The sequence below is a fragment of the Amycolatopsis stemonae genome (genome assembly GCF_054781455.1).
Window position 1 is genome coordinate 405,555 of record NZ_BAAGUJ010000005.1, and the last position, 12,933, is coordinate 418,487.

At 73.6% G+C, this 12,933-nt stretch carries 12 protein-coding genes; 9 read left to right on the forward strand and 3 right to left on the reverse strand.

What is annotated here, in order from left to right; translation table 11 throughout:
- The first annotated feature begins 110 nt into the window (after positions 1-110).
- From fae to ACYVLJ_RS21320, 5 genes are read left to right on the forward strand one after another with little or no spacing between them, the layout of a single operon-like run.
- Positions 111-644, forward strand: coding sequence for a formaldehyde-activating enzyme (gene fae / locus ACYVLJ_RS21300; protein WP_460439980.1), 534 nt, complete (start codon positions 111-113; stop codon positions 642-644).
- Positions 641-1,750 carry a mandelate racemase/muconate lactonizing enzyme family protein gene (locus ACYVLJ_RS21305; protein ID WP_460439981.1) on the forward strand — a complete coding sequence of 370 codons (1,110 nt, stop codon included), beginning with the start codon at positions 641-643 and terminating at the stop codon, positions 1,748-1,750. The genes fae and ACYVLJ_RS21305 overlap by 4 nt, the downstream gene beginning before the upstream one ends.
- Entirely contained in the window at positions 1,738-3,228 is a 1,491-nt protein-coding gene (locus ACYVLJ_RS21310; protein ID WP_460439982.1) for an aldehyde dehydrogenase family protein, read from the forward strand. The genes ACYVLJ_RS21305 and ACYVLJ_RS21310 overlap by 13 nt, the downstream gene beginning before the upstream one ends.
- A gap of 1 nt (position 3,229) precedes the next feature.
- Entirely contained in the window at positions 3,230-4,147 is a 918-nt protein-coding gene (locus ACYVLJ_RS21315) for an NAD(P)-dependent oxidoreductase (protein WP_451980981.1), read from the forward strand.
- Between the two features lie 11 nt (positions 4,148-4,158).
- Positions 4,159-5,295, forward strand: coding sequence for an iron-containing alcohol dehydrogenase family protein (locus ACYVLJ_RS21320; protein WP_460439983.1), 1,137 nt, complete (start codon positions 4,159-4,161; stop codon positions 5,293-5,295).
- A 4-nt stretch (positions 5,296-5,299) separates the two neighbouring features.
- Here ACYVLJ_RS21320 and ACYVLJ_RS21325 read toward each other — a convergent pair whose 3' ends face one another.
- The 3 genes from ACYVLJ_RS21325 to ACYVLJ_RS21335 all read right to left on the reverse strand — a co-directional run bounded on the left by ACYVLJ_RS21325 (position 5,300) and on the right by ACYVLJ_RS21335 (position 9,785).
- Positions 5,300-5,698 carry a DUF6924 domain-containing protein gene (locus ACYVLJ_RS21325; RefSeq protein ID WP_451980987.1) on the reverse strand — a complete coding sequence of 133 codons (399 nt, stop codon included), beginning with the start codon at positions 5,696-5,698 and terminating at the stop codon, positions 5,300-5,302.
- A 20-nt stretch (positions 5,699-5,718) separates the two neighbouring features.
- Positions 5,719-8,460: a helix-turn-helix transcriptional regulator gene (locus ACYVLJ_RS21330; RefSeq protein ID WP_460439984.1), complete on the reverse strand. Its 2,742-nt coding sequence runs from the start codon at positions 8,458-8,460 to the stop codon at positions 5,719-5,721.
- Positions 8,461-8,588: 128 nt separating this feature from the next.
- Positions 8,589-9,785: an amidohydrolase family protein gene (locus ACYVLJ_RS21335; protein WP_460439985.1), complete on the reverse strand. Its 1,197-nt coding sequence runs from the start codon at positions 9,783-9,785 to the stop codon at positions 8,589-8,591.
- A gap of 482 nt (positions 9,786-10,267) precedes the next feature.
- On the opposite strand from ACYVLJ_RS21335, the gene ACYVLJ_RS21340 reads away from it, so the two are divergent.
- The 4 genes from ACYVLJ_RS21340 (at position 10,268) to ACYVLJ_RS21355 (ending at position 12,921) form a co-directional block, all read left to right on the forward strand.
- Positions 10,268-10,636 carry a roadblock/LC7 domain-containing protein gene (locus ACYVLJ_RS21340; RefSeq protein ID WP_451980996.1) on the forward strand — a complete coding sequence of 123 codons (369 nt, stop codon included), beginning with the start codon at positions 10,268-10,270 and terminating at the stop codon, positions 10,634-10,636.
- A 39-nt stretch (positions 10,637-10,675) separates the two neighbouring features.
- A complete protein-coding gene (locus tag ACYVLJ_RS21345; protein ID WP_451981549.1) occupies positions 10,676-11,041 on the forward strand; it encodes a hypothetical protein in 366 nt (121 codons plus the stop codon).
- Between the two features lie 20 nt (positions 11,042-11,061).
- Complete coding sequence (locus ACYVLJ_RS21350) at positions 11,062-11,730, forward strand: hypothetical protein (RefSeq protein ID WP_451980999.1); 669 nt, start codon at positions 11,062-11,064, stop codon at positions 11,728-11,730.
- 270 nt (positions 11,731-12,000) lie between these two features.
- A complete protein-coding gene (locus ACYVLJ_RS21355) occupies positions 12,001-12,921 on the forward strand; it encodes an anti-sigma factor RsbA family regulatory protein (protein ID WP_460439986.1) in 921 nt (306 codons plus the stop codon).
- The last annotated feature ends 12 nt before the right edge of the window (positions 12,922-12,933 follow it).

Genomic DNA, 12,933 nt, shown 5'->3' on the forward strand with positions numbered 1-12,933 from the left:
GGGGTTGGCGCCAGCGCAACCCGCGTTGCGATGTCCCGCCGGGCCTTGCCCGCCGTTTCCGGGCGCTCTTACCGTCGATCCCGCCGCCCACCCATCGACCTGGAGCACCCATGACTTTCGCGTCCACCGCGCTCATCGGCGAGGCCTTCGTCGGCGAGGGCGCCAACGCCGCCCACACGAACGTCGTGCTGGGCCGCCGGGGCGGACCGGTGGAAGCCGCGTGGGCCACCGCCCTCGCCACCCCCAGCGCCGGTCACGTGCCCTTCGTGACCGTGCTGCGCCCGTCCGTGCCGGTCCAGCCGCCGACGCTGTTCGTGCCCAAGGCCGCCGCCGAGACGGACCTGCACCGCCGCGCCACCTGGGGTGCCGCGCAGGCCGGGCTCGCGCAGGGCGTCGTCGACGCCGTCGAGGCCGGGGACATCCCCGCCGACGAGACCGGCGCCCTGCTGCTCATCGCCGCCATCTGGGTGAACCCCGAGGTCGACGACCTCGACACGGCCTTCGCCAACCAGCGCGAAGCCGCCGCCCGGGCGATCCGCGCCGCCGTCGCAGGCACCCCCACGGCCGCCGAAGTGCTCGAAGCGGCCCGCGCGGGCGCCGCCAACCCCTTCTACACGCCGTCCCGGGAGGCGGTGGCCCGATGAAGATCACCGGCATCACGCTCGACCACCTGCGGCTGGAGCTGGACCCGCCGTTGCGCGCGGCCTGGGACCCGGACCCGCGGCGCCACTTCGACGCCACGATCGTGCGCGTCCACACCGACGACGGCGTCACCGGCATCGGCTCCGGCGACACCATGGCCGGCTTCGCCGCGGTCGAGCACCTGTTCCTCGGCGAAGATCCCCTCGACATCGTCCGGCACGTCAAGGCGATCGAGACGGCCAACTTCCACGGCGGCTGCTTCTGGCCGCTCGAAGTCGCGCTCTGGGACATCATCGGCCAGGTCGCGGGCCTGCCCGTCGCGACGCTGTTCGGGAACTCCGCCCGCGCACTGCCCGCGTACGCCTCTTCGGCCGAGCTGAAGTCGCCCGAGGAGCGCGTCGAGACGGCGCTGCGGGCCCGTGAGGCCGGCTTCCGCGCCATGAAGATCCGCATCGACCGCGACCGGGTGGACGACGGCGTCGCCGCGGTGGCCGCCGTGCGCGAGGCCTTGGGGCCGGACTTCGAGATCATGGTCGACCTCAACCAGTCCTGGCGGATGGCGGGCGACACCGCGCCCGCGTCCGATCTGGCCAAGACCCGCAAGCTGGTCCGCCGGCTCGCCGAGCTGGACGTCTTCTGGGTCGAAGAACCCTTGCCGTACCACGACCTCGACGGCTTCAAGACGCTCCGCGCGGAGAACCCCGGCGTCCGGATCGCGGCGGGGGAGATGCACCACTCCGTGCCGGAACTGGTGCGCTACCTCGAAGAAGACGTCCTCGACGTCTACCAGATGGACGTCGTGCTCGCGGTCGGCATGCACCGCGCCCGGACGCTGGCCGAGCTCGCGCAGCTCAAGCACCGCGCGTTCACCCCGCACAGCTGGACCAACGGCATCGGCGTGCTGGCCAACCTGCACGTCTCGGCCGGCGTCGGCGGCGGCCCGTACTTCGAGTTCCCGTGGGATCCGCCGGGGTGGACGCCCGAGCGCCGGGACTTCATGCTGGCCGAGTCCGTGATGATCACCGCGGCGGGCGAGCTCGAGGTCCCGCAGCGGCCCGGGCTCGGCATCGAACTGGACGAGGAGGCGGTGGACCGGTGGCGGATCTGACCCACCAGGACTGGCTGGCGGCGGCGGAAAAACTGGCCCCCGAGACGCGGCCGTTCATCGGCGGCAGGCACGTGGAGTCCACTTCGGACGAAACCTTCCCGAGCATCTCGCCGCGCGACGGCCGGGAGATCGCCCGCATCCCCGCGGGCAGCGAAGAAGACGTCGACCGCGCGGTCCGCGCGGCCCGCGAGTCCTTCGAGGACGGACGCTGGCGCGAGCTGCCACCCCGCGAGCGCAAGGCGATCCTGCTGCGCTGGGCCGACGCCGTCACCGCGCACACGGCCGAGCTCGCCCTGCTCGACACCCTCGAAATGGGCAAGCCGATCAGCGAGTCCCAGCGCGTCGACGTCGCCAAGACGGCCGAGACGATCGCCTGGTACGCCGAGGCGATCGACAAGACCTACGACGAGGTCGCCCCGACCGGCGGCGACGCCCTCGCCTGGATCACCCGCGAGCCCCTCGGCGTGGTCGGCGCGGTCGTGCCGTGGAACTACGCCCTGCTCATCGCGTCCTGGAAGCTCGGCCCGGCCCTGGCGACCGGCAACTCGGTGGTGCTCAAGCCCGCCGAACAGACGTCGCTGGCCGCGCTGCTCCTGGCCCGGCTGGCGAGCGAAGCCGGGCTGCCGGACGGCGTGCTCAACGTCGTCCCCGGCCGCGGCGAAGTCGTCGGCCAGGCCCTCGGGCGCCACCCGGGCGTCGACAAGATCGCCTTCACCGGCTCGGCCGAGGTCGCGCGGCTCTTCCAGGTCTACGCCGGGGAGTCCAACGGCAAGCAGGTCGCGGTGGAGGCCGGCGGCAAGTCGCCGCAGCTGATCCTGCCCGACGCCGACCTCTCCGCCGCCGCTTCCGCGGTGGCGTGGGGCATCTTCTACAACGCCGGCCAGACCTGCAACGCCGGTTCGCGGGTGATCGTGCCCGCCGCGCTGAAGGACCGGCTGCTCGCCGAGGTCGTCAAGATCACCGAGGAGACGTTCCGGCCGGGCGACCCGCTGGACCCGGCGACCGTGCTCGGCCCGCTCGTCGACGCCGTCCAGCTCGACCGCGTCCTCGGCTACCTCGACACCGCCCGCGCCGAGGGCGGCACGATCGTGCACGGCGGGACCCACGACGGCCTGACCCTCGACCCGACCATCGTCGACGACGTCCGCCCCGGCACGACCATCGAGCGCGAAGAGGTCTTCGGCCCGGTGCTGTCGGTGCTCACCTACGACGGCTCGCCGGACGAAGGCGTCCGCCTGGCCAACGACACCGACTTCGGCCTGGTGGCGTCGGTCTGGACGCGCGACCTCACCACCGCCCATCGCGTCGCGAAACGGTTGCGCGCCGGCACGGTGTGGATCAACACCTTCGACGCGAGCGACGTGATCACCCCGTTCGGCGGCTTCAAGGCGACCGGCGCCGGTCGCGACAAGTCCCTGCACGCCCTCGACGCCTACACCGCCCTCAAGACCACCTGGCTCAACCTCCCGGAGACCTAGCATGAAGATCGGTTTCATCGGCCTCGGCACCATGGGCCGTCCCATGGCCCGGCACCTGATCCTCGCCGGCCACGACCTCACGGTGCACGACGCGCGCTCCGAAGCCGCGCTCGAGCACCTCGCGCTCGGCGCGCGCTGGGTCGACAGCCCCGCCACCTGCGCCGACGGCGTCGACGTGCTCATCACCATGCTGCCGACGCCGCGCGTGGTCGAGGACGTCCTCCTGCGCGGCGGCGCGGCCGAAGCGCTCGCCCCCGGCGCGCTCTGGATCGACATGTCCACTTCGACGCCCGCGGTGGCCCGGCGCGTCGCCGAAGAAGTGCTCGACGCCCGCGGCGTCCGGCGGCTCGACGCCCCGGTCAGCGGCATGGCGCGCGGGGCCGAGGCCGGCACGCTGCAGATCTTCGCGGGCGGCGACGCGGGCGACTTCCGGGCGGCGCTGCCGCTGCTGGAGGTGCTCGGCGAGCCCGAGAAGGTGCTGCACGTCGGCGCGGCCGGGCACGGCTACACCGTCAAGCTGATGATCAACCTCCTGTGGTTCTGCCACGTCGTGGCGACGTCGGAGGTGCTCGCGATGGGCGTCAAGGCCGGCGTCGACCTCGGCGTGCTGCGTTCGGCCCTGCTGGCCAGCCCGGCCGCTTCGCACTTCCTCGAGGAGGACGTGCTGTCCATCCTGGTCGACGGCGACTACGACGACTCGTTCGCGATGGTGCTGGCCTGCAAGGACCTGGGCCTGGCCGTCGACCTCGGCCGCGACGTCGGGGTGCCGGCCGAGCTGTCCGCGCTCGTCGAGCAGATCTTCCGCCGGGCGAAGGCGGCCTACGGTGACCTCGCCGGCGAAATGAGCCCCGTCCGGTTGTACGAAACGTGGGCGGGCCGGACCTTCCGCCTGCCGATGCCCACCGTTCCGGTCGTCTGAAGGAGACCCGCATGCGCCTGTCCGTCGAGCCGACCGGCCGCACCGAGTACGGCCCGGGCGTCGTCGCCGAGCTGCCCGGCTTCGTCGAAGCCCTCAGCCACTCCCGGGTGTTCGTGGTCACCGACCGCGGCCTGCGGGCCACCGGGATCGTTTCCCGGGTCGAGAAGATCCTCGCGCGCGCCGGCGTCGAGTACACCGTGCACGAGGACGTCGGCCCGAACCCCTCGACGGCCGAGCTCGACCGCGGCGCCGCGCGGCTGCGTTCCTTCGGGACGGCGGTCGTGCTCGCCCTCGGCGGCGGGTCCGCGTTGGACGCGGCGAAGGGCATTTCGCTGCTCGCGGGCAACCCGGGTGCCGCGGCGGCGGACGCGGACCGGCTGTGGGACGCGGCCGGCGGCCTGCCGCTGATCGCCGTGCCCACGACCGCGGGCACCGGCGCGGAGACCAACGGGTTCGGCGTCACCGAGGACACGTGCGCCCGCCGGAAGGTCTACATCGGACACTCGTCGGTGAAGCCGCGGATCGCCGTGCTGGACCCGGAACTGACGCTCGGCCTGCCCGCCCGGGTCACCGCCGCCACCGGCCTGGACGCGCTGGTCCACGGCATCGAGTCGCTGGCCTCACGCGGATCGACCCCGTTCTCGGCGGCCTACGCCACGCAGGCGGTGACCCTGGTCGGCCGCTGGCTCCCGGCGGCCTACCGCGACGGCGGCGACCTGGCGGCCCGGTCGGGGCTCATGCTCGGCGCGCACCTGGCCGGGCACGCGCTGACGCTGTCGGGACTCGGCCTGGTCCACGGCATCGGCCACGCGCTGACCGCGCACACGGGCACCCCGCACGGCGTCGCGCTGGCGGCGGTCCTGGAAGAGGTGATGGCGTTCAGCACCCCGGCGGCGGACCCGGCCTACGAAACGGCGGCGCGGGCGTTGCGCGTCCCGCCGTCCCCGGACTGGGCGGCCGCGGCGATCGAGGCGGTCCGCGAAATCTCGGGGGCGATCGAGATCAAGCGTCCGCTGCGCGACCTCGGCGTCACCACCGAGGACATCCCGTCGATCGCGGCGGCCGCGGTGGCCGACGCGGTCACGAAGAACGCCCCGCGGCTGCCGTCGGAAGCGGAGGTGGCGGACCTGCTGCGCTCGGTGTTCTGAGCGTTCAGAAGCCGCGGAAGACGCCGTCCTCGCCGGTCGAGCCGGTGAAGTCGGCCCAGTCCATGTTGGCCAGGTTGATGTTGTTCTCCACGCTCCACAGGTGCGCGGGCAGCACCCGGAAGGGCGCGCCGTCCTGGCGGGGGAGGACCTGGACCGCGAGGACGGGGTGTTCGGTGCCGGTCAAGGTCGTCTCGTCCGCGAGGAAGGAGACGGCCGGGCCCGCGGTCTGCTTGCCCCGCAGCGCTTCCGGCGTCAGGCCTTCGAACGCCGGGTCGTCGACCAGCGTGAGGTGGGCGAGGAAACCGTCTTCGCTGGGAGTCGCGACTTCCGCCGCGAGGGCGGCCCAGGCGCCGTCGTCGCCGAACCACGTGCGGACCAGGACCGGGCTGCTCGGCAACGTCATGGTTCGCACCCTAGCGGCGGTCAGGTCGTCCCGCGCTCGGGGTTCGCGGTCCGCCAGGTCGCGATCTGCGCGCGGTTCGTGAACCCCAGCTTGGTCAGGATGTGCTGCACGTGGCTTTCCGCCGTCCGCTCGGAAATGTGCAGCAGCGCGGCGATCTGCCTGTTCGTCAGGCCGTCGGCCACGTGGGTGGCGACCTCCCGTTCACGCCGGGTCAGCGGGCCCGGGGTGTCGCCGCGCAGGGTGGCGGCGAGGACGTCGGTGTCCCGTCGCAGCACGGACATCCCGAGCCGCGTGGCCGTCGCGGACACCGATGCCGCCAGGCCCAGTGCTTCCGCGACGTCACCCGGACGCGCTCGCCGCGCCAGGACCTTCGCCAGTTCGAAGCGGGCCAGCGCCGCGTAGGGCGGGGTACCGGCTTCGTCGTTGGCCGCGATCGCGAGCCGGAACTCCCGGACCGCTTCGTCGAGCCGGCCGAGAGCCGCCGCCGCGAGCCCGAGGTACCGGTGCGCCGAACCCGTGACGAGGATCGATCCGGCGCCGCCGGTGACGAACAACGACGCGTGCGGACGCAGGATCGCGGCCGCCCGCTCGACGGCGTCGGGCGGCCCGAACTCCGCGCCGACCTCGACGGTCACCGCGGCCACGGGGAGGATGGCCGGCACCGGAACCGGGTCGGGTGCGGACGCCCGGCGGTAGAGCTCGCCCGCTCCGGCGCGGTCGCCCAGCTGCAGCGTCCACGCGGCGTGCAGCAGCGTGACGAACGGCGGCGCGTTCTCGGCGAAGATGCGCTCCATCGCCGGCGTCACCAGGTCGGCCCGGCCGGTGAGCCCGGCGATGGCGGCCAGCACGGTGATCGGCACGCCCTGCAGGGACATGTGCGCCCGGTCGGCGACGATCGCGAAGCTCTGCTGCAGCGCCTCGACGGCTTCGTCGAACCGGCCGCGGGCGATCGCGATCGTGGCGAGGCTGCGCAGGTGGTGCCAGCGCGCGAGCGGCCGCCGCAGCCGGTCGGCCAGCTGCCGGATCGCGGTCAGCTCGTGCTCGGCTTCGCCGAACCGGCCGAGCATGAGGAGCGCGTCGAACCGCCACAACCGGCCCCACTGCGCCGCGTCGGCGTCGCCGTTGTCCTCGCCGAGGGCGATCATCCGGTGGGCGAGGGCCAGCCGCTCCTGAACGCCGCCGGGGGCCGACCGCACCATCTGCCGGGCGCGCAACGCCGACCGCAGCACGACCGGGTCGCCGAGCCGGTCGGCGATCGCCAGCGCCTCGGCGGACGCCGTCTCGGCCTCGTCGCTGCCGAGAAACCCGGCTTCCCCCGCGTGCAGGGCGAGCAGCCGGGCCCGCAGCGGATCGTGGCCGGCGGGCAGTCCGGCGAGGGCTTCGCCGGCGATCTTGGCGCCGCTGAAGCTGCCCCACGGGTCGGACAGGCCTTCCATCGCCAGGGCCGTTTCGCCGAGCAGGGCGGGGTCACCGGCTTCCCGGGCCGCCTCGGCGGCGAGTTCGAGGACCCGGGAACCCCGCTCGATCTCCCCGCCGCGCAGGTGCGCGATGCCCTCCTGCCGCCGCAGCCGGGCCCGGCAGGCGGCGGACGCCGGGGCGGCTTCGAGCGCGCGCCGGTAGAGGACCGCCGCGCGTTCCCAGGCGAGCTGGGCCAGGGCCTGGTCGCCGGCGCGCTCGGCCCACTCCGCGGCCCGCGCCGCGTCACCGACGGGCAGCGACTCCAGCCAGTGGTGGGCGATCTCGGAGACCCGGGCCGGGTCCCGGTCCCCGAGCCACGCCGCCAGCCGGGCGTGCGCCGTCAGCCGAGCCGCCGTCGGCAGGCCGGTCGCCGCGGATTCGCGGATGAGGTCGTGCTTGAAGCTGTGCGCGGTGACGATGCCGGCGTCGGCGGCCTCGTCGAGATCGGTGAGGACGTCGGCCGTCGCCCGGCCGGTGACTTCGGCCAGGGCTGCGGGGTCGAGGTCGCGGCCGAGCACGGCGGCGGTCGCGACGAGCCGGCGGCACGGCTCGCTCAGCCGGGCCAGGCGCGCCCGGACGGTGTCGACCACGCCGTCCGGCAGCGCGTCCCCGTCGGTACGGGCCAGCCGGGCCAGTTCCGCCACGAAGAACGGGTTGCCCCCCGACCGGCGGCTCACCAGTGCCGCGACGGCGGGGGAGACGTCGGCGTGCCCCAGCTGCTCGACGACCTCGGCCTCGGTGAGGCCGGCCAGCCGGATCCGGGTCAGGACCGGCTCGCGGGCCAGCGCCGCCAGCGCCGTGGTGAGCGCCTCCCGGCCGGTGGTTTCGGTGTCGCGGTAGGTCACCACGAGCATGACCGGCGCGCGGTCGAGGTCGCGGGCGAGGTGCACCAGCAACGCGAGGGAAGCCGCGTCGGCCCACTGCAGGTCGTCCAGCACCGCGAGCAGGCCGTGCGGGGTGGCCGCCTCGCGCAGGGCGTCGGCGAAGGCTTCGAAGGCGGCGAACCGCGCCTCGGCCGAGCCGTCCGCGCCGTCGATCGGGAACGGCCGCCCGAGCGAGCGGGCCAGCTGCCGGAAGACCCAGTACGGCGGGCTGCCTTCGTCGTCGCTCGCGCGGCCCCAGCCGGCCGGCACGCCCGCCCCCTCGGCGTGCCGGGCCAGCTCGCGGGCCAGGCTCGTCTTGCCGATGCCCGGCTCCCCGACGACGAGCACCAGACGGCCGCGCCCGGCCCGCGCCCCCTCGAGACCGGCGCGCAGCAGGTCCAGCTCGCCGGTCCGGCCGACGAACCCCCGACCGAGCTCCATGCGCCAGTACGATACGGCGCCCGGGCCCGCTCAGCGTGGTTCTCCGGGCCACCGGAACCGCGGCCACACCGGCGCCGGGAACCACGCGGCCCGGGCCAGTCCCGCGACGAGTGCCCTCAGGAACGTCCTCATGCGATCCACGTCCCCCGCGCGCACACGGCCCGGACCCGGCGCAGCGCGCGCGGGTCGGCCAGCGGATCACCGTCGACGGCCAGCAGGTCGGCGTCGAAGCCCGGCGCGACGCGGCCCTTGCGGTGCGCGAGCCCGCACACGCCCGCCGCGACCGACGTGATCGCCCGCAGCGTCTCGGCCGGCGAAAGGCCGAGCTGGCGCAGCATCAGCGGCGCCCACGGCAGCACGCCGTGCGGTTTCACCGGCGCGATGCCGGCGTCGGTCCCCGCGACCACGCGCGCCCCGAGCCGGTGCAGCCGCCGGTAGTTCGCGGCGACTCCCGGCAGCCGCCGGGCGATCTCCTCGGGCGGGGCCAGGCCCTCGACCGGCACCATGCCGACGGTCGCGCCGACCGCCACGCCCCGGTCCACGAGGGCGCGCAGCAGCTCCTCGTCGTGGTCGACGCCGGTGGCGGTCCAGAACGACACGTGTTCCATGCCGTCCACGCCCGCCGCGAGGGCGTCGGCGATGGCCGGGGTGCCGTGCGCGTGGGCGGTCACCGGCAGCCCGTGGCGGTGCGCCTCGTCGACGGCGGCCCGCAGGACGGCCCGGTCGAACTGCGCGTCTTCCTGGCGCGTGCCCGGCGTCATCGTCCCGCCGCTGGCCATGATCTTGATGACGTCGGTCCCGCGGTCGACGTGCTCGCGCACCGCCCTCCGCACCCCGGCCTCGCTCGCCTCCGCGACCCCGCCGAGGAAGTGGCAGTGCCCGCCGGGGCTGGTGATCGGCGGCCCGGCGGCGACGACCGTCGGCTGGTCGGCCCGCCCGCGCAGGGCCAGGGAGAGGTAGCCGCGGTCGCCGAGGTCCCGCACGGTCGTGACGCCCGCGCGCAGCGACGCGCGCCCGGCCTCGGCCATCGCGGCCAGTGCCTGGTCGTCGTCGCGCGCGGCGAGCCGGGCGACCGGGTCGGAACTGGCGTCGAAGGCCAGGTGGACGTGCGTGTCGACCAGGCCGGGCAGCAGCGTCGTGCCGGCCAGGTCCACGACGTCGGCGCCGTCCGGCGCGGTCCCGCCGGACTCGACGCCCAGGATCGTGGCGCCGTCGAGCACCACCAGCGGGTCCGGCACCGCGGCCGCGCCCACCCCGTCGAACAACCGAGCCGCACGGACCGCCGTGAGCCGGCGCCGCTCGGTCACCACAAGCTGTTTCGTCATGCGGCCCACGATCGCCGCCGCGAACGCCGGGCGCGTCGGGGCAACTACGGAGACGCGGTACGGAGGTCGGCCGACCCGGAGCCCGCGCCGGCACACGGACGATCTTCCCGCCCGGGACCGGACGCGCCGCCACCGTCCCGCGGGCAGCGACGCCGCCGGAAGCCGTCGTGCGGCGGTCGTCATCCGGGCAGTTCACGGGCCCGCCCGCGGCGTTCCGAGATCTTGAAACAGAAAAGAATCATGCGACGGTGATCAATGGACAACGGGCAGCGGGGGCAAATGGTGTCCCGTTTCAGAAACTAAGAGTGTTTCACCCGATCGTGTAATACTCGACTGAGTGTGCCGGGGTTGATTGGCGGCCAGTAATGATGGCGGTAGGGTTCCGCGGCGAGAGCTACCCGAACGGTTGATTGAATTCACCAGCTGTGCGCTTGTGCGATTTTCCCTGCGCGCATTCGGCGTGAAGCAGAAAGAAAAGAGTCTTGGACTTCGAAGCACTGGCCGCCGAGCTGCGCGACCTGCGGGAAACCGTTGCCGGGGTGACCGGCTCGGTGCTGGCCGCCGTCGACGGGATCCCGATCATCGCCGACGCGGACGACTACATCGACCCGGCCAAGATCTCCGCGCTCGCCGCGGCCGACCTCGGGATCGCGCGCCAGGCGGCGGAAATGACCGGGAAGGGCACGCTGAGCCAGACCGTGGTGTTCGGCAGCGACGGCTACATGGCCGTGTACGCCGTCGGACGGCTGGCGTTGATGGTCGTCCTCGGGGACAAGGGGCTCAATGTCGGGCGCCTCCTGTTCGAGGCCCGGCCGGTGATCGAACGGATCGGCGCGATCCTGGCCGCGTAGCGCAACGTTGCCGTTCAACGGAAGGAAAGCAGCATGATGATGAACATCGACACGGCGCTCAAGGAAGCAATGTCCATCACCGGTGCCGTCGGGGTCGCCCTGGTCGACTACGACAGCGGGATGTCGCTCGGCACCAGCGGGGGCGGCGAATGGCTGGACCTGGAGGTCGCGGCGGCCGGCAACACGGAGGTCGTGCGGTCGAAGATGCGGGTGATGTCCTCGCTCGCGCTGAACGACAGCATCGAGGACATCCTGATCACGCTGCACCGCCAGTACCACCTGATCCGGCTGCTGAACACGAACCGGAACTCGCTGTTCCTCTACCTGGTGCTGGACCGCGAACGGGCGAACCTGGCGCTGGCGCGGCACTACCTCAAACGCATCGAAGCCGATCTGCAGGTGTAGCGCACGGGAGGGAGGAGGCGATGACCGGAGGCGGCTCGCGGGCCGCACTCGTCATCGGCTCGGCGTTCATGCACGACCTCGGTTCGTTGTTCCCGGTGGCGATGCACCTCGCCGGCGACGAACTGGCGTTCACCTTCGTGTCGTCCTGCCCTTCGCCCGACGCCGTCGAGGAGTGGGTCGGGCTGCGCTCGGGGACCGTCGTGGCCGGCCGCGTGCTGCGGTTCGCCGTCGACGCGGACCGGCGGCGGATCCGCGTCGAGCTGGCCGGCACCGCGGTCCGCGCGCTGATCGTGCTGGCGGACGAGGCGACCGCGGCGGCGGTGCACGCCCCGCGCCTCGGCCGCTGGCAGGACCAGATGCCCTGCCTCGTGCAGCTCGCGATCGACGAGCTCGCCCGGATCCTCTCGCGGTGCCGGCACCGGGCCGGCGGCGCGGAGCCCCTGATCGACCTCGAGCTGTCGTACCGGCCGGACCGGGAGTACGACATCCGCGTGGCCGGCGCGCACGAGCGGGTGCGCGCCTTCATCCCGCCGGTCCGGCCGGTGCTGGCGGTGCGCTGGCGCTCGATGACGTCGGCGCAGCGCAAGGCGTTCCTCGACGAGCTGCCGGACGGCTCCTCGGCCCACGGCTGGCTCCGCCGCCGTCGCACCACCCGGATCCTGGGACTGGAGACGGAAGTTTCCCCCTGACCCGGCCGGAATGGTTTCGAACACCTGGTCGTCGGAATTTCTCCGAAGTGGCGTGGACAGAAGTGTCCGGCGCTCTGTCCAGCCGGAATGTCAATGGTGTCCCCGGGTGGCGGTGATTGATCGCAATTGCTCTGAACGAGTGTAATCAATTCCCCGGACACGGGCCGAATCGGCGCCGGCGAGTACGCTCCCAGCGATCCGAGGGGCTTCCCGGGGAAAGGCGATCGATATGAAGAGCGACGAAGCACGGCCTGAGCGGGCTCGGTACGCATGACGACCCCGGGCAGCCCGCGGGAGGCCGGCTTCCGCCACCAAGGGTGCCTCTACGGGAGCGACATCGAGTTCCTCGCGATGGCCGTGCCGTTCGCCCAGGACGGGTTGCGCCGCGGCGAGCCGGTCCTGGTCACCACGACGGCGGCCAACCTCGAGCTGCTGCACGCGGTGATGGGCGCCGAAGCCGGCCGGATCGCGGTCGCCGAATCGGCCTACTTCGGCCGGGCGCCGGCGAAGCTGGCCGGGGCCCTGCACCGGTACTGGACCCGGCACCGGGACACCACGCCGACCGGCACCGTGCGCATCCTCGCCGAGCCCGCGCGGTCCGGCGTGCCGCGCGACGAAGCGACGTGGCAGCGCACCGAGGCGGGGTTCAACGTGGTCCTGGCCGGCACCCGGATCTGGATGATCTGCCCGTACGACACCAGGACCGTCGACGCGACCGTGGTCGCCGACGCCCGCCGCACGCACCCCGAGTGCCTCGTCGACGGGCAGGTCCGGCCGTCCGCGCAGTTCGCCGCGCCCGAGGACGTCGGCGGGGCCGGCGCGGACCAGCAGCCGGGCCTGGCCGCCGACCTCTTCCGCTTCGAGGGGGACCTGGTCGCCGTCCGGCGGCACGTGCTCGACAGGGCGAGCGCTCTGCTTCGGTCCGAGAACGCCGCGACGCTGTTCGGTGTCGCCGTCGGCGAGGCGATCGCCTACCTGCTCGAGCGCGGCATCGACCGGGCGGCCGTCTGGGTGCGGCCTGCGGCCGGCCGGATCGTGTGCACGCTGCACAGCGACCGGCCGGTCGCGGGCCCCGCCTTCTACGGGCCGGGGACCAGCCTCTGGATGTCCGACCAGCTCTGCGAGTGGCTCGACATCAGCTCCGACGCGGCGGGCTGCACCATCGAGCTGGCGATGCCCGCCGCCGACTGAGGACACTTGTGT